Origin of the sequence: Exiguobacterium sp. CH10 (assembly GCF_018617635.1) — a bacterium.
Lineage (GTDB): Bacteria > Bacillota > Bacilli > Exiguobacteriales > Exiguobacteriaceae > Exiguobacterium > Exiguobacterium aestuarii_A.
This window is the reverse complement of record NZ_JACSKO010000002.1, coordinates 437,049-460,859: the sequence shown is the minus strand read 5'-3', so window position 1 is coordinate 460,859 and position 23,811 is coordinate 437,049. Positions and strand designations below refer to the sequence as shown.

Below are 23,811 nucleotides of genomic sequence, written 5' to 3'. Positions count from 1 at the left end.
ATCGCTAAAGAACTTAATACCTGGTACTAATAGCAGTATATATTCTTTAGTCGTCATTTTCAAGTATTATTCTAACCTTTCCCCAACGAGAAGGTCGAGTTGTTTCAAATAGCCACGTAACCCTTCATATTGGGCGTCATGCCAAAAGGCGTCGCTTCCTAGAAGTTTTACGGCATCTTGCATCGCCACTTCCATCACTTTCAAGTCGAGAACGGGATCTGCGACCCGGAAGCTCGGAAGACCGCTTTGCGCGGTACCAAAGAAATCACCGGCACCACGTAACTCTAAATCTTTCTCCGCCAATACGAACCCATCATTCGTTTCCGTCATCGTTTTCAGCCGAACTTTCCCGACATCTGATTTCGGGTCCCCGACGAGGATACAGAACGATTGATGGGCACCACGACCGACACGGCCACGTAACTGATGGAGTTGCGCGAGCCCAAAACGCTCGGCGTCATGGATGATAATGAGTGAAGCGTTCGGAACGTTCACCCCGACTTCGACGACCGTTGTCGAGACGAGAATTTGCGTCGCGTTGTCAGCAAATGATTTCATCACGTCGTCCTTTTCTGCGCTCGACAGCTTTCCGTGCATCAGCCCTACCGAATAGTTCGGAAACCGCTCTTTCAACAGTTCATATAATGCTGTCGCACTTTCGACCTCGAGCGTATCCGACTCCTCGATGAGTGGTGCGATCACATATGCTTGACGACCGAGCGACAGCTCACGGTCGACCATCGAATGGACACGGTCGATTTGGTCTTGCTTCGCCCAGTATGTTTCAATCGGTTTTCGACCTTTTGGCATCTCATCGATTGTCGAGACGTCCATCTCACCGAAGGCGCTGATGGCAAGTGTCCTCGGAATCGGGGTCGCTGTCATATATAAGACGTCCGCAAATTCCGCTTTATCGCGAAGTTTCTTCCGTTGTTCGACACCGAATCGATGTTGTTCGTCCGTGATTGCCAAATGTAAATTCGAAAACTCGACGGGTCCTTGAATGAGCGCATGTGTCCCCACGATGATGTCGACGTCCCCTGATTGGATTGCCGTTAGAAGCGCTTCTCGCGCCTTTCCTTTCACCGAGCTCGTCAAGAGGGCGATTGTGATGCCAAACGGTTCAAACAGTTCCTGTAAAGACGTCGCATGTTGTTCTGCTAAAATCTCGGTCGGCACCATCAACGCCCCTTGATACCCAGCCATGACGGTCGCATACAAGGCAATCGCGGCAACGACGGTCTTCCCGCTCCCGACATCCCCTTGTAGCAATCGATTCATCCGTTCTGGCTTCTCCAAATCGGATACGATTTCACGGATGACCCGTGTCTGAGCTCCCGTCAACGGGAATGCGAGTCGTTTGACGAACTCGTTCAATTGGTGCTTATCGAGTTGAAGGACCCGACCGTTTCCTGACCGCTCCATTTTCCGAAACGCCTGCAGTTTCAATTGATACATGAGACATTCTTCATAAACATAACTCCGTCTCGCCTGCTTATACGTTTCCACAGTATCTGGAAAATGCATACCACGTAGCATGTCCATTCGGTCCTCAAGTCGATACCTGGCCCGTATGGACGGCGGCACCCGCTCCGGAAGCTCACTCACTTGTTCGAATGCTAACTTGACGATGCGACTAAAGTTCTTTTGCGTCAGTCCCGCTCGTAATGAATAGATTGGTTGAAGTCCGCCTGACGGAGCACCGAACTCGAGGTCGGTCGCGCTGATTGTCATCCGATTCATGTCCCATTTCCCTTTGACCGTGACGGTCTCGCCGATTGCTAACTTCTCTTTATAAAACGCACGGTTGAACATCGTCACTTGGACCGCATAACGTTCCTCTAACAATAATCTGAACTGAAGTCGATTCTTGCCTTTACTATAGTAGCGAACGAGTGGTTCTGCCTGAACCGTCCCACTCCACTTGACCAGGTCACCGTGAACAGCAGTCGTTACGGTCCCACTGTTATAATTCTCATAACGAAACGGGACGTGCTCTAGCACGTCCTCGATTCGAACAAGTCCCATCACTTCTAGTTTTTTGGCCATCTCTGGCCCGACTCCTTTCAGAGTCGTCAGTCGTTCATTGTTTTGCATCTTCTTTCGCTCCAAATATATTTCGTTCGAGGCGACGAGCCGTCGGCGTATTCGCCAGTCCACCTTTCGCCGTCTCTTTCAATGCAGTCGGCATCATTTGACCGACTTCATGCATCGCTGAAATGACTTCGTCACAAGGAATGCGTGATGTGATTCCCGCGAGGGCCATGTCCGCTGCGACAATGGCATTGGCACCACCCATGGCATTTCGTTTTACACAAGGGACTTCAACGAGTCCTGCCACGGGGTCACAGACGAGACCGAGCATGTTCTTAAGGGCGATCGCAAACGCCGTCGCCGACTGGTCCGGTGTCCCGCCGGCTGCTTCGACGATGGCGGCCGCAGCCATCCCGGTCGCTGAACCGACCTCTGCCTGGCAACCACCTGCCGCTCCCGAAATCGAGGCGTTGTTCGCCACCACGAAACCGAAAGCACCTGACGTGAACAAGTAGCGAATCATCGCATCACGGTCCATCTCGAGACGGTCTTTCACAGCGAATAACGTTCCAGGTACGACACCTGCACTCCCCGCAGTCGGTGTCGCACAAATCCGTCCCATCGCCGCATTTACTTCGTTCGTCCCGATGGCTTTTGACACGGCATCTAAAATGAGGTCTCCAGCAAGTGATTTGCCTGATTGGATATACTCTTGCATGAGTACGGCATCGTTCCCCGTCAATCCCGTTACTGATGTAACACCTTGAAGTGCGCGTTCAACCGCTTCTTCCATGACCTCGAGGTTTCGGTCCATCATCCCGATGATGTCCTCCCGGCTCGCGCGTCTGACGTGCATCTCTTGTTCAATCATGACTTCAGAAATCGGGATGCCTCGTTCTGTGGCAATCGTCACTAACTCTTCTACTGATTTAAACATCTCACATTCTCCTTATTCCCCAAAAATAGCTATCCGTTCGATTTGCGGTAACCGTTCCAGTTCTGCAATCACTTCAGCAGGAATCGTTTCATCAATCTCAATCGCCATCAAAGCTTGCATTCCTTTTTCGTGACGACTCACTTCCATATGCCCGATGTTCAATTGATGATTCGCCAAGACGCCGGTCACTGCAGCGATGGCGCCGAATCGGTCATGATGCAAGACGACGAGCGCAGGTCCCCCACCTGTCAATTTCAACGGGAACCCATTTAGTTCCGTAATCTCAATCGTTCCCCCGCCGATTGAAATCCCGACGATTTCAAATGTGCCAAACTCATCTTCGAGTAAGACACGTGCTGTATTCGGATGATCCGTCAACAAGTCACTCGTCTCAAAGGTGACCTCGATCCCTTTTTCACGGGCGATGTCTAACGCCTGTGGGATTCGCAAGTCAAACGTATCGAATCCCATGATTCCACCGACGATCGCGACATCCGTACCGTGACCCCGATACGTGTCCGCAAACGATCCGTAAAACGTGATGCGCGCGGTGCAGGGCGTTCGCCCAAATAACTTCCCTGCCATCAGCCCGATGCGTGCGGCACCGGCTGTATGTGAGCTTGATGGACCGACCATGACAGGACCAATAATGTCAAACACACTACGATATTTCACTTCATTTTCCCCCTTTCAAAAATCCCTACCTTCATTATACAGAAGGTAGGGATTTGAAACAGCTTATTCCACACTAAAAATATAAGAGTAAAGCGGTTGTTTGCCGTCGTGTACTTCAATCTCAATCTCATCATTTACAGACTCGATATATGACGTCAACGCTTCCACGTCTGATTCAGATGAACCTTCACCTGTTAAGATCGTGATGATTTCGTCATCTGCTTCGACGAGTGCATCGACCAACTTCTTAGCCGCTTCGAGGCTTGACGTCGATGAAGAAACAATTTTCTTCTCTGCAATCGCCATATGCTCGTCTTTCTTGATTTCCACACCATCGATGCTCGTATCACGAACAGCGTAAGTGACCTGACCAGACTTCACAGTCGCGGCAGCCGCTTTCATCGCTTGTTCGTTCATCTCGACATCTGCCTCTGGGTTGAAGGCAATTGCCGCCGCAAGACCTTGTGGGACCGTCTTCGTTGGGATGACAGAGACACCGCATGGTGCGACAGATGCTGCTTGCTCAGCAGCCATGATGATGTTTGAATTGTTCGGGAAGATAAAGACATGTTCCGCATGTGCAGATTCAATCGCCTTGACGATATCTTCTGTCGATGGGTTCATCGTCTGACCGCCTTCGATGACATGTGCCGCTCCGAGCGAACGGAACAATTCACTGACGCCTTCACCCATTGCCACCGTTACGATCGCAAATGGTGCTTTTGGCTTCTCGGCCTGTTGAACACCGTGCTGATTTGCGCCGTGTTCTTCTTCGAGAATCGTCGAGTGCTGTTGACGCATGTTCTCGATTTTGACTGCAACGAGTTCACCGAAACGCTGACCTTTCGTGATGACCTCACCTGGAGTCTCGACGTGAACGTGAACTTTTAAGAGTTCTTCGTCCGCGACGACAAGGAGAGAGTCTCCTAGTTCTGACAATTCGTTACGGAATGCGTCTTCATTGAACGGCGCATCCTTTAACTTATCGTCTTGGAAACGAACCATGATCTCCGTGCAGTAGCCGAATTCGATGTCTTCTGTTGACATGAACCCTTGTGCTGCATGAGCATGATGTTCTGCCTCAATCAACGCATCCATGACGGGTGCATGTGGTTTTTCGAGTTCTTTTCCTTCAAGGCTTGCAAGGAATCCTTCGTAGATGACGAGAAGACCTTGACCACCTGAGTCGACAACGCCGACTTCTTTTAATACCGGCAACAAGTCCGGTGTACGATCTAACGATGCTTTCGCTTCTACGATGACACGTTTCATAAATTCAGTGAAATCACTTGTCGACTCTGACGCAAGAAGCGCTTCGTCGGCCGCTTCACGAGCAACCGTCAAAATCGTTCCTTCAACCGGTTTCATAACCGCCTTGTATGCCGTGTCGACACCGCGCTTGAGAGCCTCTGCAAAATCAACCGTTGTCAGTTCCGCTTTGCCTTCAACCGCTTTACCGAATCCACGGAACAACTGACTTAAAATAACGCCTGAGTTTCCACGTGCTCCCATAAGTAGTCCACGAGCAAACTTCGATGACACCTCTGCGATATCTGATGAGTTCATCGCTGCTACTTCTTTCGCACCCGACGTCATCGTCAAGTTCATGTTCGTTCCCGTATCTCCGTCTGGAACCGGGAAGACGTTAAGCGAATCCACATAATCTGCGTTTTGGCTCAAGTTGGCCGCTCCGTTCGCGATCATGTTTGAGAGCGCCAATCCATCTAAACGTTTTAAACCCACACCAAATCCTCCTCCGTTTTCGTCAGTCATTCGTCAGACGAACGCCTTGAACGAATATATTTACCGACGAAACGTTTAATCCTAAAGTTTCTCCAAGCGTATACTTCACTCGGCTCTGCACGTTGTATGCAACTTCAGATACTTTCGTTCCGTAGCTTACAATGATGTGCATGTCGATATGTACGTCTTCGTCTTCTTGACGTACGACGACACCACGTGCATAATTTTCACGTTTTAACAATTCAGCAATGCCGTCTTTCAATTGTGCTTGTGAAGCCATGCCGACCACACCGAAGCATTCCATCGCCGCACCACCTGCGAGTGTCGCGATGACGTCACTTGTGATGTCAATATTGCCATATGTTGTCTTCATTTCAATTGCCATATGGAGTAGCCTCCTTTATTCGGAATGATTCCTAATGTACATTCTACAATAAGTACCTAGTTATTAAAAGAACCTGCTCCAGAAACTCGGTCAATTAACGCGATAACCTCATTCATTATTCAAATCCTTGAGAGTAATGTCAAGTTTTTTTCTTGTCATGGCATGATTTTCTAGTTGCATCGGGAAAAAAGCCGTGCTAATATAAACGAGTGTCTATTAGGACGAACCCACATAAAAAAGGAGGGGAAACGCATGGCACGTAAATGCTACGTAACAGGTAAATCACCTAAATCAGGTAACAACCGTTCGCACGCACTCAACAAGACAAAACGTACTTGGGGTGTAAACGTACAAAAAGTTCGTATTCTCGTTGACGGTAAACCGAAACGCGTTTGGGTTTCAGCTCGCGCACTTAAATCAGGTCTCGTTGAACGCGTATAATACTTATACACGAACGAATAAATCCCAGCGGCATTCGCCGATGGGATTTTTTTTGCTCATTTTTTGATGATCATGACGAGAACCATCCCTTGATGAACCGTCAATCGGGCAGTCGCTTCGGTCCATTCATTCGAAATGGTCAACGCCTCCCCACTCTTGACTTCATGATGATCGAGTGGATATTTGACACCTTCAATCGAAATCGTTGCCGTCTTCCAGGGCATGAAGGAAAGATAATACCCGTCTCGCTTCATGATGACCTCGTTACCTGTTCTTACGAGATAAACCGTTTGGCCTTCTCCGTGAAGAACCATCTCCGGATAGGCTTCAAGTAGGCCGACGTTCGCAAACGTCATGTCAATGCGTCCGCCTAAGCCACCATATACATCCATCCGTGTCGCCCCGCGTTCTCTCGCAAGCGCTAGTGCAATCTCTAGGTCCGTCACATCTTTTTCCGAGGGATAGCGTAGCGCTTCATCAGGTGGTAGTCCTTCGAACGAATCAAAGTCACCGACCACAACGTCTGGTACGATCTCTTCATCTAATAACCTTTGATATCCGCCATCAACGCCGATGACAAAATCGGCATCACGCGGTAAGTCTGGAATGGGTTCCGGACTCGCCGCGACGATCAATATATTCATTGACGGAGATCCCGTGTCGCCACACGTGTGAAACGTGGTGCTGTCGTGAAGAGGAGCACTAACACGATGGCTGAGATGACGAAGGATGGTGCCATGTACGTAGCATTATAGCCGAGTGAATAGGCGACGACCGGACCTTCTGCATATTCAGCAAAAAAGACAATTCCCGAGATGACGTGTGCCGCGTATCGTAACATCGACCCAAGGAGCGCCCCGAGTACTAAATAAGTGGCAAGCGTCTTCGTCGCGCCTTGACTCGCAGCATGTTTCACACGCCCCGCGAACACTCCGGCCATACCGACAAGGCCATAGGCGACCGTATAATCGAGCAAGAATTGTACGGGCGTGAAAATATAGGCACCGAACAAGAGTTGGAGTGTCCCAACGAGGGCACCTGTCGCGAGACCACCTTTTAGTCCGTGACGGAATGCCATCACAAAGATTGGGAGCATCGCTAAACTGATTGATCCTCCTTGTGGCAAGCGATATGGAATGAGCAAATCGAAAATGAGCCCGAGCGCCGCAAACAATGAAATTTCAATGAGCGCTTGTAATTTGAAACGTGATTTCATCTTTTTTCCTCCTTTATTTGGTTGAACGACAAAAAGCAGCATGACGTAAACGCCATGCTGCTTGGATTCGCAACGTGCATTTTCGCCACATCCCTACGTCCGTGTGAACGGAACAGGTTCAAAGGGTTAGCGTATGCCTCTCAGCCACATGATGTGACACCCCTTGCGACTCTATCTTGTTGTTCTATCGTTGATTATACACGAGATGCGCCACGAATGCTATCGATGGCTGCTTTATAATCTGGTTGATTGTAGATGGCTGATCCCGCAACAAGGACATCAGCGCCTGCGTCGATGCAATGTTTTGCCGTCTCCGCGTTGACACCACCATCGATTTCAATCTCAAAATCAAGCTGACGGTCTTGGCGAAGTTGGCTGAGTGCTGAAATTTTCGGTACGACTGATTCAATGAACGCTTGTCCCCCGAATCCCGGGTTGACGGTCATGAGCAATACCATGTCGACGTCCGCAAGCACGTGCTCAATCGTCGAGAGTGGTGTATGTGGATTCAAGACGACTCCACATTTGGCACCAGCCGCTTTGATTTGTTGCAAGACGCGATGCAAATGGTTCGTCGCTTCCACGTGAACGGTCACGATATCCGCTCCCGCTTTCACGAAGTCTTCAACATAGCGTTCCGGTTGGTCAATCATCAAATGCACATCGAGGATCATATCTGATTTTTTACGCAAGCTCGCGAGGACTGGTAGGCCAATTGAGATGTTCGGCACGAACTGCCCGTCCATGACGTCAAAATGGATATAGTCCGCTCCCGCTTCTTGTACAGCTTTCACTTCCGCCTCCAAATTGGCAAAGTCGGCCGCTAAAATAGATGGTGCAATTTTAATCATCTGTCAATACCTCCGTTTTCGATCGTTTAACTCCTCCATAAAGGTAACATAATTCTCGTACCGTGTTGAAGCGATTTCACCCTTTTCAACGGCTTGTTTGATGGCACATCCCGGTTCATTCAGGTGAGCACATCCGCGGAACTTACAATCGTCATGGCGTTCTACGAACTCAGGAAAACACCATCTGAGTTCGTCCGCCTCAAGTTCTTGCGGAAACTCCAAGCTTGAAAATCCAGGTGTGTCAGCAACAAGCCCATCCGCTAATTGAATCAACGTCACGTGACGCGTCGTGTGCTTCCCTCGACCGAGTGATTTAGAGATTTTCCCTGTCGCCAACTCGAGCTCTGGTGCGACGGCGTTGAGTAACGAACTTTTTCCGACACCGGTCTGACCGGCGAAGACGCTCGTTTTTCCTTCAAAGAGCCCGCGTACTTCATCCACTCCGCGCGCATGCTCTGTCGACGTCTCAATCACCTCATACCCAATGGCACGATAGCGTGCAACCGCCTCCCGGATCGGCTCGACTTCATGTTCATCAAGCAAGTCCATCTTCGTCAAGACGATGATTGGATGAACTTGTTTCGATTCAATGAGCACGAGGAAACGGTCAAGCAAATGATACGAAAACGCTGGTTCTTTTACTGAAAAGAGGAGGAACGCCTGATCGATATTGGCAATCGGCGGGCGAACGAGGTGGTTTTGACGCTCATCCACTTCTAAAATATAGCCGGTCCCATCTTCTTGATCTTGAATCACCACATCGTCGCCGACGACAGGTGAGATGTTGCGTTTTCGAAAATTCCCTCTAGCCCGACAACGAATCTCTTGATTCGTCTCGGTCATCACATCGTAAAACCCGCCTTGAAGGCGAATGATTGTTCCTTTCATTATGACTACCTCCTTTAAAAAAGAGGTGACGACACCGTCACCTCTTTATTGTGCCTCTTCAGCTTGTGCATATGTGACTGAATCCGTTCGGACAATCTCACCATCGACTTCAATCGTCGCCGTCCCGACTTCGTCAGGAGCAATGACGAGCGTATACGAATACGTTGTCGTCTCTGTGATTTGATCACGAAGCACCTCAATCTCACCACGTGCGTCAACCGTACGAATCACGACTTCGACCGTCTTCGGCTTCTTGTCTTTATCCGGTTGTTCGACTTCCACGGTCACTTCACGTTCAATCGAAATATCGGTCGGTTCAACGCCTTCCGATACGATGACCGTAAGTTCCGTTCCCGGGTCGACTGCTGTCCCGGCTGTCGGAAGTTGACGGATGATTTGACCTTTTGGAACACTTGTCGAAAATTCATCCCGCTTCACGATTTTCAATTTGTTCTGTTCAGCATAAATGGATGCTTCGTCGAACGTATATCCAGCAAGGTTCGATAGTTCCACTTTGTTGCTTCCTGTCGACACGACGAGTGTGACCGTCACCTCTGAAGGAACGACCTCTTCACCTGGGTCGACCGATTGCGAAATCACGTCTCCGCTATTCACCGTTTCGGAAGCTTCTGTTGTGATTTCAAGGTCGCTGAATGCCAAGTCTTTCAACATACGTTCGGCAGCAGTTTGCGAGAGACCTTCTACGTTTGGCATTTCGACCGTTTCTTTTCCAGCCGATACGACAATCGTCACGGTCGTTCCGCGTTTTGGCTTACGTCCTTCTTGCGGATTTTGCGAAATGACCTCACCCTCCGCAATATCATCGCTCGCCCGTTCTGTCACTTCGACGACAAACCCGGAAGCTTCAAGCTCTGTCGTCGCATCCCCGATACTCATGCCGACGACATCCGGCACGACGGAACGCGACATCTCGTCGGCGACCACGTAAGCGGCAATGCTTCCACCAATCAATAGAACGATGAGTAAGATCCAAATCCACCATTTTCGTTTCTTCTTTTTCACAGGCACCTCTTCCGGTTCCTGTTCTTTTGGTGGCGTGACCGGTGGTGGTGTCACGGGCACATCTTGTTTTTCTTCCGGCACGACCGGTGCCATGACGAGCGTCTGGTCGAACTCGTCTTGATTTGCCGAGAGTCGTCTCGGTTCATTGGCACGTTCACGGCTCAACGCGGTCATGCAATCTTTTTTAAAGGCTGCGACCGATGCATGTCGGGCACCCGGTGATTTTGATAAGGCTTGCATGACACAGTTCTCAAGCGCTTGTGGGATATTCGGATTTAAGTCCATCGGTCGAATCGGGTCATCTTGCAAATGTTGAAGGGCGACCGCGACCGGCGTCTCGCCGATGAACGGTACACGACCCGTCAACAATTCATAAAGAACCGCACCGAGCGAGTAAATGTCCGATTTTTCATCCGCAAATTTCCCACGAGCTTGCTCGGGTGAGAAGTAATGGACAGAACCAAGGACGGACATCGTATGCGTCAACGTCGCATTCGACATCGCGACAGCAATCCCAAAATCGGTCACTTTCACGTTTCCATGCTGATCGATCATCATATTCTGCGGCTTGATGTCCCGGTGAATGATTCGGTTCGCATGGGCGTGGTCAATCGCATCACAAATCTGCCCCATGATGCGCAACGCCTCATCGACAGATATGTATTCTTCCTGCAAATATTGTTTTAACGTCACGCCATCGACGTGCTCCATGACGATATAGTATAAATCATCTTCATCGCCGACGTCGTAGATGGCGACGATATTCGGATGGTTCAGACTCGTAGCCGCGTGGGCTTCTCGCTCGAACCGACGTATAAATTGTTCGTTATGTGAGAATTCAGATCGCAACACCTTGATGGCGACGGTTCGGTTTAAAATCTCGTCATGAGCCCGGTAGACATTTGCCATGCCTCCGCTGCCGATTTGTTGTTCGATCCGATAACGATCGTTGATTCGTTCTCCGCTTCGCATCGGATTCATCCTCTCTTTCTATCTGTGAATTGAACGAGGGCGACCGTGATGTTGTCGCTCCCTCCCAATTGGTTGGCTTCCGCAATCAGTTGATCTGCCTTTTGATCAGCTGATACAGCTTGTTGTAAAACGTGTTGAATCGCCCCATCGGTCAGATGTGTCGTCAATCCATCCGTACAAATTAAAATCACATCAAACTCAGGGTCAGCGAGCACTTGTACGTCAGGCTCGACTTGTTCGCTTGAACCGATCGCTCGGGTGATGACATTTCGTTTCGGATGAACGCGCATCTCTTCTTCCGTCAATTCACCGAGCTGTTTGAGCACGTTGACGTAAGAATGGTCTTCTGTAAGACGCCTTAATTCGTTCGCTTGCAGGGCATAGACACGGCTATCGCCGATATGAACGATGACAACTGTCTCTCCGTTCCAACAAACGGCCGCCACAGTCGTTCCCATCATGACAAGGTTCGACTGTTTCGCAAACTGCAACACTTGTTCATTCGCCAAGTGAATGTGATGGCGGAACCATTGTTCGATGTCGACAGGGGTCGACGGGAGAGACGGGAAAGCCCGTCGAAACTCTTCAATCACGATTTGACTCGCGACCTCTCCCGCTGCATGTCCACCCATCCCGTCGGCAACGAGCGCAATTCCTGAGAAGGCATCGCCTAAGATTAAAACTGCATCTTCATTTTGTGTGCGTACTTGTCCACGATCTGTTCGAAATGCTAATTCCATCTTTCTGATTACCTCGTTTCTTGTTCGCGCTCCTTCGCTCGAAGTTGCCCACAAGCAGCATCGATATCCGAACCTTGCTCACGACGAATCGTCACGTTCACATTGCGGTCTTTGAGCACTTTTTCGAAGGCAAAGATTTGAGCTCTCGGTGTGCGTACGTAGTCGCGTTCCAATACGTGGTTGACTGGGATCAAGTTGACGTGACATTTAATCCCTTTCAACAAGTCAGCCAATTCGTGGGCATGGTCTTCCGTATCGTTGACACCACCAAACAATCCGTATTCGAACGTGATGCGACGACCGCTCTTCTCTGTATAGTAACGGACGGCATCCATCAATTTGTTCAAGTCAAAGGCACGGTTGATTGGCATGAGACGTGTACGTAGTTCTGTCGAAGCCGCATGAAGAGAGATGGCAAAGTTGATGCGCATACCTTCATCAGCAAACTTATAAATTTTCGGAACGATTCCACTTGTAGATACTGTGATGTGACGGGCACCAATGTTAAGGCCGTTATCATGGTTGACCGTGCGTAAGAAACGCATCAACTCATCATAGTTATCAAACGGTTCACCGATTCCCATGACGACGATTGAGTCAACACGTTCGCCCGTCGCGTCTAGCGCACGCTGTACGTCAAGAACTTGTGCCGTGATTTCACCAGCTTCTAAGTTACGTTTCAACCCACCGAGTGTTGAGGCACAGAACGTACAGCCAATCCGGCAACCGACTTGTGTTGTGACACAAATGGAGTTCCCGTACTCGTGACGCATAAGAACAGTTTCAATTGAATAGCCATCTTGAAGTTCGAATAAGAATTTGATCGTACCGTCTTGCGATTCTTGTTTGACCAATTCCTTCAACGTTGTCAGTTGGAACGATTCTTCTAATTGGTCACGAAGTGCCTTTGGAACGTTCGTCATATCGTCGAATGACGTGACACGTTTAACGTACATCCAATCATATAATTGTTTCGCACGGAATGATTTTTCTCCTGCTTCCACGACCCACGCCTCAAGTTCAGGGAACGTCAACGAATAAAGTGACGGTTTTGCGCCTAAAAGTGGATTCTTTTCTACTGCTTTTGGATTCATTGTTTTATACCTCTTTCTTAAATGCGGCGATATAGAAGCCGTCGGTCCCGAATGTCGTCGGTAATAGTTTTAATTCAGCACGGTCCGATGTCATAATCGGACGAACAGATTGCGGGAGACGTTCTTTTAGCGTCTCGTCCCACACCAATCCTTTTGACAATACATAGTCAGCCTGCGTCTCGTTCTCGGACGGATCAATCGTACATGTCGAGTAAACAAGCGTACCACCTGGTTTCAGCAGTGGCAATACGGCATCAATGATTTGTCGTTGAATCTTCGGTAAGTTTTCTAACTGGGCTTTGTCTTTCGTCCATTTGATATCTGGCTTCCGACGAATGACACCAAGACCCGAACAAGGAACATCCAGAAGAATACGGTCAAAGCTCTCTTTTTCAAACCGTTCACCTGCCAGACGAGCATCAAGGGCAAGTGCGGTCACTCCATTGATGTGAAGACGTTTGGCTTGCTGGTCGATTAATTTCGCTTTATGTGGATGTAAATCGAGTGCTGTGAGCGAACCGTTCTCCATCCGTTCTGCCGTGTGCATCGCTTTCCCACCAGGGGCGGCACATGCGTCTAAAATTTGATCATCTTTCGATACACCTAGGGCATCTGCGACAAGCATCGAGCTCTCATCTTGAATCGATAAGAGGCCTTCCTCGATAAACGGGGTCGAATGGACGTTGCCCGATTCGACGACGAGTCCGTCGCTTGATAGTTCAGAGCGTGACGTCAAGACACCTAAGTCGGCCAACCGGTTCATCATGTCGTCGACAGACGCGCGTTTACGGTTGACGCGAACCGTGACAGGAGCCGGCTCATTGTTCAATTGACAGATGGCTTCTGCCGTCTCCACCCCATATAGGTCAATCCAATCGGAAACGAGCCATTTCGGATGACTATGTTCGATCGAGATTCTTTCCGCATCTGTCAACTCGCTAAAATCAGGGAACCCTTCACGGAGAACGTTACGTAACACCCCGTTCACGAATTTGCTCGTTCCGAGATGGTGTCCTCGTTTTTTCGCGATTTCGACCGCTTCGTGTAAGACGGCACGATCTGGCACCTTATCGAGGTAAAAGAGTTGATATACACTCATCCGAAGAAGCGGAAGGACGAACTTATCGAGCTTCTTCGGCGAACGGATTCGATCGTTTAAGATGTAATCCAACGTTCCTTTCCGACTGAGTGTCCCATAAACGAGTTCGGTATAAAGGCCGACATCTTTTGGAGCGACTTTCTTTTGTTTTAATGCATCATTGACGGCAATCGTTGAATACGCGCCGCCTTGTTCAATTTTTATCAGCGTATCAAGCGCTGCTTCACGTACGTTCATGAGTTCCTCCTAATCGATCACCAACACGCAACTTCTGTCCAGCTCCACGCATGAAGGTCGCACCATCCATTCGTTTTTTCCCTGCTGGTTGTAAGTCCGTCACTTTAATGGCAACGCTGTTCCCAGTCGCCACGACGAATCCGTCTTCTTCAAGTCGAACGACTTCTCCAGGTTGCCCTGTGCCGGTCGTCTTCTCTCCCATGAACAGTTTCACGCGTTCACCTTCAAGCGTCGAATAGGCAGTCGGGAATGGATTCATCCCGCGAATGTGATTATAGATGGCTTCCCCACCCATACTCCAGTCGATTTGTTCGCGCTCACGGCTGATGTTCGGTGCAAACGTCACATCCCGCTCATCTTGAGGGACCGCTTCAATCCATCCTTCTAAGAAAGCCGGAAGTGTACGGATGAGAAGATCGCTTCCTGCTACAGCCAGTTTATCAAATAACGTTCCGACCGTATCCATCTCTTCAATCGGAACAATCGTATTGGCAATCATGTCACCTGCGTCCAATTTGTCGACCATATACATGATTGTCACACCCGTTTCCGATTCCCCATCGATGATCGCTTGATGAATTGGGGCACCTCCACGATATTTCGGAAGAAGGGAAGCGTGGACATTGATTGCTCCGTGAGGCGGTGCCTCAAGTAATGCGGTCGGCACGATTTGACCATACGCTGCCGTGACGATAAGGTCCGGACGCAACGCTAAAATTTCTTCATAATCCGTGCGAACTTTCTCAGGTTGCAAGACAGGAATGCCGTGACGGAGTGCACACTCTTTCACAGGCGTTGGTTTCAGTTCACGTTTTCGCCCGACCGGTTTGTCCGGCTGCGAGACGACACCTACGACATTGTATCCTTCTTCGAGCAGTCGCTCAAGTACAGATACCGCAAATGTCGGAGTTCCCATGAAGACGATCCGTTTGTCTTTTCCAGGGTTTGGAACCGCGAGCTTATCTGTGAATAAGACGCCATCTAAATGATCCATCTCATGCTGAATCGCCCGGGCGAAGAAGCCGCTCGCTTGAATCGTATGCGTGCGCCCTTTCAAGTCCTGATTTTTGACGACAATCGACTCATGACGTTCCACGAATCCAAATTCGCCTGGGATGCTCAAACATCCTTCGAGTCCGACCTCACGTCCTGACGTCTCGATGATTTCAGGATTGATCAAGACGAGAGGACCCGTCTCATCATCGGTATGGACGACTGCGAGTCGTTGATTCAAGTTGACCTGTGGTGCCGCAACACCGACTCCGTCATACTCATACATCGTATCAAACAATCGGTCGACCGTTTGACGCAATTTTTTATCGAACTTCGTTACCGGTTCGCATGTTACGCGTAATATATCGTTCGGTACTTCTACTACTTTATACATGTCTCTCCACCTCACATGAATACGTATGGGTTCACATCGATACTCATTTGATATTCTTTCTTACTGATCGCTTTCGCTCTTGCTTGTTGAAGGCGAGCTAACTCCGCGTAGAGCGTTTCAGGTTGTTTCGTTTTAATGAACACCTGATAACGATACGCATTCTTTAATTTTGATAACGGGGCAGGCATCGGACCGTTCAAGCGGCTGTTCTCCACTTGCGCCTGTAAAAAGTCTGATGCGAACAGTTCCGCCTCTGCCTTGGCGACGAGCGGATTTTCTGCTGAGAACGTGACGAGTGTCAAAAACCAGTATGGCGGATGGTTCCCGACTTGTCTGAGCCCCATCTCCTTGGCGAAGAACGTCTCATAGTCGTGTTCACTCGCTGTCTCGATGACATAATGATCCGGATTATATGTTTGCACAAACGCCTCACCTGGAAGTTTTCCACGACCGGCTCTCCCTGCCACTTGGGTGACGAGTTGGAACGTCCGCTCGGTCGCACGGAAATCAGGCATCCCGAGCGTCGCGTCTGCCGCGAGTACCCCGACGAGCGTGACGTTTGGGAAGTCAAGTCCTTTGGCAATCATTTGAGTGCCGAGTAAAATGTCGGCCTCGCCTTCTTCGAAGCGTCGCAACAGTTGTTCATGTGACCCTTTCCGCGACGTCGTATCTTGGTCCATTCGGATGATGCGCGCCTCCGGAATTCGGTTCAACAACTCTGTCTCAATCTTCTGAGTGCCTGATCCGAACTGCTTGATTTTCTTACTGCTACACGATGGACACGTCGACGGCATGCCGACTTCGTAGCCACAATAATGACACTTCAATCGATCACCAAACTGATGATACGTTAAATTGACCGCACAATGCGGACAGGTCATTCCTTCCCCACAGTCCCGACACATGACAAATGTCGTAAACCCTCGGCGATTCAATAGAATGACACATTGCTCTTTTTTCTCGATTCGGTCGAGGATCCCATTAAACAATTCCTCAGAGAACATCGTCGTATTGCCTTTTGCGAGTTCATGACGCATATCGATAATGTGGACCGGTGGCATCTCTCCACCGTACCGTTCTTTCAAGTGTAAGTAGCGATACACACCCTTTTGAGCTCGGGCGTATGACTCGAGCGAAGGTGTCGCACTCCCCAACACGACGGGACACCCATGATACCGGGCCCGCCAAATGGCGACATCGCGCGCATGATAGCGCGGATTCTCTTCTTGTTTATACGTCGTCTCATGCTCTTCATCTAAGATGATGAGACCGAGACGGTCGAGCGGCGCAAAGATGGCCGAACGAGCACCGACGACGACGTCGACTTCATTCCGCTTGATTTTACGCCACTCGTCATACTTCTCCCCTTTAGAAAGGGCACTGTGTAAGACTGCAACGCGTTCACCGAAGCGACGTTTAAAACGTTTTACCATCATCGGTGTCAAACTGATTTCCGGCACGAGCAAGATGGCCTGCTTGCCTTCATCGATGACTTGCCCAATCGATTCTAAATACACTTCGGTCTTTCCGCTACCGGTCACACCGTGTACAAGTAACGTCTCGCCTGCATCCGCCTCATGAATCGCCTGGACCGCGTTCGCCTGACTATCGTTTAACTGCACCGATTCCTGTACTTGCTCGATTGTCGCATACGGGTCACGATTCAATTCTACTTCGGTCAACCGTACCGCACCGAGACCTTCGAGCTTTTGAAGTTGCGGACGAGTCAACCCAATTTGGCGTAATGCTGACCAATACATACGTGGTGTCTCTTCTAACGCTTGAATCGCTTCTAGTTGTTTTTTCGCACGTTTCGAGACGACTGTCGGATCGAGAAGTTCGACGACGATGTCTGTTTTGACTGTTTTCTTTTCTTTCAGAACGGGAGCGAGGGTAAGCTCCCCTTTTTTAGCAAGTCCGAGAATGATCGATTGAATGTCTTTCGGATATTCCGATAAATGTGTTCCGAGACGAACACCTTCAGGCACATGCCCCTCTTTAATTTCTTTGTCGTAACTGACTTTTAGCGCTGCTGGTAGCATCGCGAGGAGTGCGGAAGAACGGAAGCATAGCGTCGTCTCCTTCACATGGATGGACAAGTCGAGTAGTTCATCCGTGAGTGAAGATTCTTCATCTAATAAGGCTTCGAGCGGTTTCAATCCATCTCTCGTTCCGTCCGAAGTGCCGACAACGATCCCTAACAGACGGCGTGAACCAAATGGAACGGAGACGCGCATCCCCGGCTCAATCAAGGATTCGAACTGTTCGGGTACTTCATAATCAAACGGACGATCAATCGTGATCACCGGTGCATCAACATGGACATGGGCAATCATTGGACCGCTTCCTTAAAGTGTGTGAGCAGTTCGAACGCCAATTGTTTCTTCGACTGTTTCGGAAGTTGGAGCGTCGTCCCGTCAGCATGGAACAGGACAGCCTCATTATCATCTGCACCAAATCCGACGTCACTACCGGATACATCGTTTGCAACGAGGAAATCAACGTTCTTTTTCTTCAGCTTCGCTGCCGCATGTTCTTCGAGTCGTTCCGTCTCCGCAGCAAAGCCGACTAACACTTGATGTGTTTTTCGTTCACCGAGTGTCTTTAGAATGTCTGTCGTTTCTTCGAGTTCGATCGTCAGTGGACCGTGTACTTTTTTATGTTTCTCTGCATGAACTGTTTTTGGACGATAATCCGCGACTGCCGCCGACTTCACGACGAGGTCGAGTGTATCGAAACGACTTGTCACTTCCTGCAACATCTCTTCGCTCGATTTGACGGGAATGGCCGTCACACCGTCTGGCACGGGGACTTGAAGCGGACCGTGGACGAGAGTGACGCGGGCACCCATATCACGTGCTACTTCTGCGAGCGCAACACCCATTTTTCCTGACGAGTCATTTGATAAGTAACGGACGGGGTCGATGCGTTCTACCGTCGGACCAGCCGTAATCAATACTTCTTTTCCGAGGTATAGTTTCGGGACGAACTGGCTTTCGATGATGCGTACCAAATCTTCTGGTTCTGGTAGACGTCCACCGCCAATCCAGCCACATGCCAAGTTACCGACGCCTGGTTCGATTAACTGATAGCCGTATGATTTTAATGTCTCGATATTTCGCTGTGTGGCAGGATGTTCGAGCATATTCACGTTCATCGCGGGTGAGACAATCACTGGGCATTTCGCCGCTAGGATCGACGTCGTAATGAAGTCATCTGCAATCCCGTTCGCTAATTTCGCAATCGTGTTGGCCGTCGCAGGAGCGACGACGATTAAGTCACTTGAGTCGACGACATCGATATGTGCAATCTTTGTCGGATCATGCTCTTCAAACACATCGGTATAGACCGGATTTCGACTGAGCGCCTGGAAGGTCGCCTGACCCACGAATTGTTCTGCCGACTTCGTCATCGCGACGCGAACATTCGCTCCGGCTTGAACCAATTTCGATGTGAGCGCACACGCCTTGTAGGCGGCGATGCCACCACTCACACATAACAAAATAGTACGATCCTTCACCATTCCCAAACTCCCCCTTATAGACAATGAGACCCAAGTCGCAAACGACTTGGGTCACACTTCATCCGTTGTTTTTTTCGTTCACGATGATTGTCGTATCACCCGAAAATAGTTCTTCTAACGCTTGACCGACCGGCTTATATGATTTTGGCTCGGCGACTTTCGGTGCTTTTCCATCTTGAATCTGACGCGCCCGTTTCGCAGCGACCGTAACGATCGTATATTTTGACGGGATAGTACGTTGTAAGGCATCAATCGAAGGGTATAACATTAAATGACCTCCATCATGGCTTTTTTATAGAGTGACGCAACACGTTCACGTTTACAATGCTCAGCTGTCACGATCGCTTTAATTCGATCGATGGCTTTGTCGACCTCGTCGTTCGTGACGACGTAATCATAGGCGTCCATCAACTCGATTTCTTCACGCGCGACGAGCAGGCGTTGCTTGATGACTTCTTCAGACTCCGTGCCTCGTCCGATTAGACGATTGCGAAGTTCTTGAAGACTTGGTGGTGCCAAGAATAAAAAGACGGCTTCCGGGAGAAGTTCCTTCACTTGGAACGCTCCTTGCACCTCAATTTCAAGAATGACATCTTGGCCGCTTTCGAGCGTTTCACGCACCCACTCTACAGGCGTCCCGTAATAGTTGCCGACGAACTCGGCGTGTTCAAGCAATTCTTTTTGTTCGATCATGCGTTCGAACTCTTCTCTCGATTTGAAGAAGTAATGCACTCCTTCGACTTCCCCTTCACGTGGCTTTCGAGTCGTCGCCGACACCGAATATTGAAGGTTATTGTCCTCTTCCTCGCGAAGAGCACGACAAACGGTCCCTTTTCCGACACCGCTCGGTCCAGACAAAACGATTAATAATCCTCGTTCTTTAAAATTCACTGCAAGCCCTCCATCTTCTAACATCACATTTAATTATAATAGCAGTCAATCAATTGTCCCGGCAAGAAGAAGTTCGGATTTCCTACTCCATCGTACCATATTTTCTGTTTTTCTGATAACGTAGAGACAGAAAATGAACAAAGGTGATGAGATCATTGGCTTATGATGGATTAATGACATATCGTGTCGTACAAGAATTACAATCGCTCGTCGGAGGGCGAATCAACAAAGTACATCAACCGTATTCTCTCGATTTGATGCTCCAAATTCGTTCGAACCGACAGAACGCGCAACTACTCATATCAGCAAACGCGATGTATGCCCGTCTTCAATTGACGGATACACCGATTAAAAATCCGCAAGAACCGCCGATGTTTTGCATGATGTTACGAAAACATGTAGAAGGCGGATTTATCACGGCAGTCGAACAAATCGGCCGTGACCGTGTCATCGTCATCTCCGTCCGATCTCGAAACGAGCTCGGTGATGAAGAATCGAAAAAAGTCTACATCGAGTTGATGGGACGTCACTCGAACGTCGTCTTAACGACAGAGGACGGGAAAATTTTAGATGCGATTAAACACCTCCCGCCTTCGCAAAACACGTATCGGACAATCATGCCGGGTAGTGAATACCTACTCCCGCCGGAACAACACAAGTTCGACCCGTTGTCTGATTTGACGGAAGGGTTGAAGCGAATCGACTGGAATGCCGGTAAATTGGACAAACAGATTGTCGCCACGTTCGCCGGGGTCAGCCCTCAAATCGCGCAAGAAGTCGTGCACCTCGCGAAGATGCCAAATCGTGAATCGATTCAACAAGCGTTCGAGAACGTATTGCGTCAACTCGAAGGACCTTACGTCTTCCAACAACTCGCTTCTGGAAAGGAACGTTTCGCCCCGATCGTATTAACGGCAGGAGAAATCGTATCCGAAGAAACATATGCATCGAGTAAAGAAGTGCTCGACCGTTTCTTCTATGAGAAAGCGAACCGTGACCGCGTCAGACAACAAGCCCACGATGTCGAGCGTCTCTTGAAATCCGAACTCGAAAAGAACTTGTTGAAGCGCCGCCGTCTCTTAGAGGACTTAAAGGCGACAGAACGAGCGGACGAGTTACAAAAGTTTGGCGAGTTGTTAACGACGTACTTGTTCCAGCTTGAAAAAGGGATGCGTGTCGCTGAAGTCGTCGATTACTACGATGAAGAGGGTACGACCATCTCGATTCCGCTCGACCCACTTAAAACACCGAACGAGAATGCGCAACAGTACTATAAGAAGTACAACAAATTAAAAGTCGCCAAAGTCGAAGTGAAAAAGCAACTCGAATTAAACGAAGCGGAGATTGACTATTTGGAGACGCTCACCGCCCAGCTCGATGTCGCCTCTCCATCCGACCTACTCGAGATTCGGGAGGAACTCGCCGAAGAAGGATACATCCGTCAAAAACGTCAAAAGAAAAAAGCGAATCCAAAGATTTCGCTTGAAGCGTACACGTCTTCGACGGGAACAGAATTCTTCGTCGGGAAGAATAATACCCAAAACGACCATCTGACGTTCAAGTTCGCACGCCGTGATGAGATTTGGCTTCATGTCAAAGACATCCCGGGTTCTCACGTCATCATTCGTTCCACGGACCCCGATGAGACGACGCTTCTTGAAGCCGCATCGGTCGCTGCCTACTTCTCGAAAGCACGCGCATCGAGCGGTGTGCCCGTCGATTATACGCGCGCCCGCTACGTGAAAAAACCAAGCGGTGCCAAACCCGGGTTTGTCATCTATACGGATCAACAGACCGTCTACGTGACACCGGATGAGCAATTGATGAAGTCGCTGAAACAGTCATAAACGAAACCCGCCATGTTCTGATGGCGGGTTTTTAGTAAGGAAACAACTTGTTTTACGCTTTCGGGTCATGCTTAAACGCTTCGAGCTGTTCATGATAATCGAGCAAATGCCCGTGTAAAATTTCTGAAACGGATAAATCTTCGTGCGGCAACCTAAAGAGCGAATACGGTTTATCACACGTATAGAGAATATCATGATGGTGCGCGAGCAAATATAAGAACTCCGATTCGAACGCCTGACGTTCTTCCTCACTCATGAGTAAGAAGGCTTCCCGATGCTCGGCTAGACTCTCTAGCAACAAGACGAGCTTGTCTTCGAGATGAATGAGCAAGCGATACTGCTTGATTGTCATATACTTCAATTTCACGTTCGTCACTTTCATATCCTCTTGAAGCATCATATGCAGCTCCTGATGACCGAGGATGCGGGCACGCGTCTCTAACAGTTCCGCCGGGGAACCGACGAGTTCACGCCAATGGTGAAACAAATAAGATGAAGTCTTTCTGACCTCGCTCAACAAACGATCTTCATACCGCGGTGGCAAGAACGCATAGTTCACACCGAGTGAGACGAATACACCGACTGCCGTCAACAATGAGCGTGTCCATGCATAATGGAAGAAATCCGAAGTCGGGTTTTCTAACATCATGACGATGGCGAACGCCGCGTACGTCGACATGTGTGTCTTATCGAATGTCGTATTGAGCGTGAGCGACACGATGACCGCTAGACCAATGGAGATGGGATTGACGCCGAATAAATAGACGATGAACAACCCACACATGAGACCGACGACCGTTCCGAATATTCGACTGAACACGATTTTAGACGAGCGCTTGACGGTCGGTTGCATCGCCACGACGGCTGCGATCGCACCCATTCCAGAATAAATTCCGAATACATACCACGAGATTGCGACGGTGATTGATACGGCAATCCCGGTCTTTAACGTACGAAGCCCGATTTTCGGGATGTAGCGTTTTCCATTCATTTCAGTTCGACCTTTCCTGTCTCAGAAATCAACTCAACGACAGGTCGATTCGATGTCGACAACTGATAGACACCTGGTTCGACTTCTTTGTAACGGTCGCTACTAGAAATTTTCCCAGCCGTCGTCACGTTCACTTGCCCTGTCGCATGTTTTGGCGCATAACTAAGCGTTCCTGCCTCCGTTTGAACCGTCATCGCCTGGTTCACGACGACGTCTGTGATGGTCGCATGACGATAAGAACGGATATCTCCCGTTACGAGACGTGCGGATTCGATTGTCGTATCACTCTTCGTCTCAATTCGCAGACGATCACTATCAATTTGCTTCAAATTGACAGCGTTCGCATTCATCACAATCGTTTTCACGTTTAACCCTTGCCCGGTCACTTGTTCAGCCCCGAGATGAACCGAGGTCATCGAACTCGGTAAGGCAACGCGAAGCTTATAGCGGGACGGTTCATCACTGGCCCGACTGCCGAAATAGCTGAACCACCCATACCGCTCGACGACATAGATGGTATCGCCGACCGATTTGACTTTGATACGTCGTTCTTTCGAATTGGTCTGCACCACTTCGATTTGTACTTTTTCATTTGTACTACGCACGAACTCGACATTCCCATGATACGTCTCAAGTCGTAACTTCTTCATTTGGTATCGATCTTCATACTGGTCCCCTAACGCCAACAAATGGCTGAATACGAATAAATTCACGAGAAAGAGCGTTGGGATGACCGTCAAGACGAGACCGAAGGCGATTTTACGATGTTTCGGGATTGCCCGGAATCGTGCGCTCCATGTTTTTTCTTTGCTTCTTGAATACGCCATATGCCTCTCC

General features: G+C 49.3%; 22 protein-coding genes, 1 pseudogene and 1 riboswitch. Of the genes and pseudogenes, 2 read left to right on the top strand and 21 right to left on the bottom strand.

The window, feature by feature from the left end:
* Positions 1 to 66 precede the first annotated feature (66 nt).
* From recG to KNP04_RS09115, 5 genes are all read right to left on the bottom strand, one after another.
* Positions 67 to 2,097, bottom strand: a complete 2,031-nt coding sequence (recG, locus tag KNP04_RS09135) for an ATP-dependent DNA helicase RecG (RefSeq protein WP_214875415.1) — start codon at positions 2,095 to 2,097, stop codon at positions 67 to 69.
* Complete coding sequence (sdaAA, locus tag KNP04_RS09130; protein WP_214875413.1) at positions 2,084 to 2,971, bottom strand: L-serine ammonia-lyase, iron-sulfur-dependent, subunit alpha; 888 nt, start codon at positions 2,969 to 2,971, stop codon at positions 2,084 to 2,086. Before sdaAA ends, recG begins: the two co-directional genes overlap by 14 nt.
* A gap of 12 nt (positions 2,972 to 2,983) precedes the next feature.
* The gene (gene sdaAB / locus KNP04_RS09125) at positions 2,984 to 3,646 is read right to left on the bottom strand and encodes an L-serine ammonia-lyase, iron-sulfur-dependent subunit beta (protein ID WP_214875411.1); all 663 of its coding nucleotides are present in this window, start codon (positions 3,644 to 3,646) and stop codon (positions 2,984 to 2,986) included.
* A gap of 63 nt (positions 3,647 to 3,709) precedes the next feature.
* A complete protein-coding gene (locus tag KNP04_RS09120) occupies positions 3,710 to 5,389 on the bottom strand; it encodes a DAK2 domain-containing protein (protein WP_214875409.1) in 1,680 nt (559 codons plus the stop codon).
* 22 nt (positions 5,390 to 5,411) lie between these two features.
* Positions 5,412 to 5,774 carry an Asp23/Gls24 family envelope stress response protein gene (locus KNP04_RS09115; RefSeq protein WP_015881350.1) on the bottom strand — a complete coding sequence of 121 codons (363 nt, stop codon included), beginning with the start codon at positions 5,772 to 5,774 and terminating at the stop codon, positions 5,412 to 5,414.
* Positions 5,775 to 6,026: 252 nt separating this feature from the next.
* Here KNP04_RS09115 and rpmB point away from each other — a divergent pair, with 252 nt between their 5' ends.
* Positions 6,027 to 6,215, top strand: coding sequence for a 50S ribosomal protein L28 (rpmB, locus tag KNP04_RS09110; protein WP_015881349.1), 189 nt, complete (start codon positions 6,027 to 6,029; stop codon positions 6,213 to 6,215).
* A 56-nt stretch (positions 6,216 to 6,271) separates the two neighbouring features.
* On the opposite strand, the gene KNP04_RS09105 is transcribed toward rpmB, so the two are convergent.
* The 14 genes and pseudogenes from KNP04_RS09105 to gmk all read right to left on the bottom strand — a co-directional run bounded on the left by KNP04_RS09105 (position 6,272) and on the right by gmk (position 20,160).
* Positions 6,272 to 6,859: a thiamine diphosphokinase gene (locus tag KNP04_RS09105; RefSeq protein ID WP_214875407.1), complete on the bottom strand. Its 588-nt coding sequence runs from the start codon at positions 6,857 to 6,859 to the stop codon at positions 6,272 to 6,274.
* The gene (gene thiT, locus KNP04_RS09100) at positions 6,856 to 7,431 is read right to left on the bottom strand and encodes an energy-coupled thiamine transporter ThiT (RefSeq protein ID WP_214875405.1); all 576 of its coding nucleotides are present in this window, start codon (positions 7,429 to 7,431) and stop codon (positions 6,856 to 6,858) included. Before thiT ends, KNP04_RS09105 begins: the two co-directional genes overlap by 4 nt.
* A gap of 73 nt (positions 7,432 to 7,504) precedes the next feature.
* Positions 7,505 to 7,605: riboswitch (TPP riboswitch) on the bottom strand.
* A 20-nt stretch (positions 7,606 to 7,625) separates the two neighbouring features.
* Positions 7,626 to 8,282 carry a ribulose-phosphate 3-epimerase gene (gene rpe / locus KNP04_RS09095; RefSeq protein ID WP_214875397.1) on the bottom strand — a complete coding sequence of 219 codons (657 nt, stop codon included), beginning with the start codon at positions 8,280 to 8,282 and terminating at the stop codon, positions 7,626 to 7,628.
* A gap of 3 nt (positions 8,283 to 8,285) precedes the next feature.
* Positions 8,286 to 9,173, bottom strand: a complete 888-nt coding sequence (gene rsgA / locus KNP04_RS09090) for a ribosome small subunit-dependent GTPase A (RefSeq protein ID WP_214875823.1) — start codon at positions 9,171 to 9,173, stop codon at positions 8,286 to 8,288.
* A gap of 42 nt (positions 9,174 to 9,215) precedes the next feature.
* On the bottom strand, positions 9,216 to 11,165 hold the full coding sequence (pknB, locus tag KNP04_RS09085) for a Stk1 family PASTA domain-containing Ser/Thr kinase (RefSeq protein ID WP_214783830.1): 1,950 nt from the start codon (positions 11,163 to 11,165) through the stop codon (positions 9,216 to 9,218).
* A 5-nt stretch (positions 11,166 to 11,170) separates the two neighbouring features.
* Positions 11,171 to 11,905 carry a Stp1/IreP family PP2C-type Ser/Thr phosphatase gene (locus KNP04_RS09080; protein WP_214745525.1) on the bottom strand — a complete coding sequence of 245 codons (735 nt, stop codon included), beginning with the start codon at positions 11,903 to 11,905 and terminating at the stop codon, positions 11,171 to 11,173.
* Between the two features lie 8 nt (positions 11,906 to 11,913).
* Entirely contained in the window at positions 11,914 to 12,999 is a 1,086-nt protein-coding gene (gene rlmN / locus KNP04_RS09075) for a dual-specificity RNA methyltransferase RlmN (RefSeq protein WP_074034829.1), read from the bottom strand.
* A 4-nt stretch (positions 13,000 to 13,003) separates the two neighbouring features.
* The gene (gene rsmB, locus KNP04_RS09070) at positions 13,004 to 14,335 is read right to left on the bottom strand and encodes a 16S rRNA (cytosine(967)-C(5))-methyltransferase RsmB (protein ID WP_214691787.1); all 1,332 of its coding nucleotides are present in this window, start codon (positions 14,333 to 14,335) and stop codon (positions 13,004 to 13,006) included.
* Positions 14,322 to 15,260, bottom strand: a complete 939-nt coding sequence (gene fmt, locus KNP04_RS09065) for a methionyl-tRNA formyltransferase (protein WP_337873904.1) — start codon at positions 15,258 to 15,260, stop codon at positions 14,322 to 14,324. The genes rsmB and fmt overlap by 14 nt, the downstream gene beginning before the upstream one ends.
* Before the next feature lie 24 nt (positions 15,261 to 15,284).
* Positions 15,285 to 15,722: pseudogene (def, locus tag KNP04_RS15505) on the bottom strand (peptide deformylase); the annotation flags it as partial.
* Between the two features lie 11 nt (positions 15,723 to 15,733).
* Positions 15,734 to 18,058: a primosomal protein N' gene (gene priA / locus KNP04_RS09060; RefSeq protein ID WP_214875379.1), complete on the bottom strand. Its 2,325-nt coding sequence runs from the start codon at positions 18,056 to 18,058 to the stop codon at positions 15,734 to 15,736.
* Complete coding sequence (gene coaBC, locus KNP04_RS09055; protein WP_214875378.1) at positions 18,055 to 19,245, bottom strand: bifunctional phosphopantothenoylcysteine decarboxylase/phosphopantothenate--cysteine ligase CoaBC; 1,191 nt, start codon at positions 19,243 to 19,245, stop codon at positions 18,055 to 18,057. The genes priA and coaBC overlap by 4 nt, the downstream gene beginning before the upstream one ends.
* A 58-nt stretch (positions 19,246 to 19,303) precedes the next feature.
* Positions 19,304 to 19,513 (bottom strand): DNA-directed RNA polymerase subunit omega, encoded by a 210-nt coding sequence (gene rpoZ, locus KNP04_RS09050; protein WP_015881337.1) that lies wholly within the window; start codon positions 19,511 to 19,513, stop codon positions 19,304 to 19,306.
* Positions 19,513 to 20,160 (bottom strand): guanylate kinase, encoded by a 648-nt coding sequence (gene gmk / locus KNP04_RS09045; RefSeq protein ID WP_031421596.1) that lies wholly within the window; start codon positions 20,158 to 20,160, stop codon positions 19,513 to 19,515. Before gmk ends, rpoZ begins: the two co-directional genes overlap by 1 nt.
* 131 nt (positions 20,161 to 20,291) lie before the next feature.
* On the opposite strand from gmk, the gene KNP04_RS09040 reads away from it, so the two are divergent.
* Complete coding sequence (locus KNP04_RS09040; RefSeq protein ID WP_214875377.1) at positions 20,292 to 21,983, top strand: Rqc2 family fibronectin-binding protein; 1,692 nt, start codon at positions 20,292 to 20,294, stop codon at positions 21,981 to 21,983.
* Positions 21,984 to 22,035: 52 nt separating this feature from the next.
* Here the strand turns inward: KNP04_RS09040 and KNP04_RS09035 are convergent, their stop codons facing one another.
* Positions 22,036 to 22,974, bottom strand: a complete 939-nt coding sequence (locus KNP04_RS09035; protein WP_214783850.1) for an FUSC family protein — start codon at positions 22,972 to 22,974, stop codon at positions 22,036 to 22,038.
* Complete coding sequence (locus KNP04_RS09030) at positions 22,971 to 23,801, bottom strand: hypothetical protein (protein ID WP_214875376.1); 831 nt, start codon at positions 23,799 to 23,801, stop codon at positions 22,971 to 22,973. The genes KNP04_RS09035 and KNP04_RS09030 overlap by 4 nt, the downstream gene beginning before the upstream one ends.
* Positions 23,802 to 23,811: the final 10 nt, after the last annotated feature.

Excerpts from the sequence above, each read along its gene's own strand:
- coaBC (WP_214875378.1), bottom strand. The coding sequence starts at position 19,245 with ATGGTGAAGGATCGTACTATTTTGTTATGTGTGAGTGGTGGCATCGCC.
- rpmB (WP_015881349.1), top strand. The coding sequence starts at position 6,027 with ATGGCACGTAAATGCTACGTAACAGGTAAATCACCTAAATCAGGTAAC.
- rpoZ (WP_015881337.1), bottom strand. The coding sequence starts at position 19,513 with ATGTTATACCCTTCGATTGATGCCTTACAACGTACTATCCCGTCAAAA.
- KNP04_RS09035 (WP_214783850.1), bottom strand. The coding sequence starts at position 22,974 with ATGAATGGAAAACGCTACATCCCGAAAATCGGGCTTCGTACGTTAAAG.
- rpe (WP_214875397.1), bottom strand. The coding sequence starts at position 8,282 with ATGATTAAAATTGCACCATCTATTTTAGCGGCCGACTTTGCCAATTTG.
- thiT (WP_214875405.1), bottom strand. The coding sequence starts at position 7,431 with ATGAAATCACGTTTCAAATTACAAGCGCTCATTGAAATTTCATTGTTT.
- pknB (WP_214783830.1), bottom strand. The coding sequence starts at position 11,165 with ATGCGAAGCGGAGAACGAATCAACGATCGTTATCGGATCGAACAACAA.
- recG (WP_214875415.1), bottom strand. The coding sequence starts at position 2,097 with ATGCAAAACAATGAACGACTGACGACTCTGAAAGGAGTCGGGCCAGAG.
- sdaAA (WP_214875413.1), bottom strand. The coding sequence starts at position 2,971 with ATGTTTAAATCAGTAGAAGAGTTAGTGACGATTGCCACAGAACGAGGC.
- rlmN (WP_074034829.1), bottom strand. The coding sequence starts at position 12,999 with ATGAATCCAAAAGCAGTAGAAAAGAATCCACTTTTAGGCGCAAAACCG.
- KNP04_RS09030 (WP_214875376.1), bottom strand. The coding sequence starts at position 23,801 with ATGGCGTATTCAAGAAGCAAAGAAAAAACATGGAGCGCACGATTCCGG.
- KNP04_RS09115 (WP_015881350.1), bottom strand. The coding sequence starts at position 5,774 with ATGGCAATTGAAATGAAGACAACATATGGCAATATTGACATCACAAGT.
- gmk (WP_031421596.1), bottom strand. The coding sequence starts at position 20,160 with ATGTTAGAAGATGGAGGGCTTGCAGTGAATTTTAAAGAACGAGGATTA.
- priA (WP_214875379.1), bottom strand. The coding sequence starts at position 18,058 with ATGATTGCCCATGTCCATGTTGATGCACCGGTGATCACGATTGATCGT.
- KNP04_RS09105 (WP_214875407.1), bottom strand. The coding sequence starts at position 6,859 with ATGAATATATTGATCGTCGCGGCGAGTCCGGAACCCATTCCAGACTTA.
- rsmB (WP_214691787.1), bottom strand. The coding sequence starts at position 14,335 with ATGAACGTACGTGAAGCAGCGCTTGATACGCTGATAAAAATTGAACAA.
- KNP04_RS09080 (WP_214745525.1), bottom strand. The coding sequence starts at position 11,905 with ATGGAATTAGCATTTCGAACAGATCGTGGACAAGTACGCACACAAAAT.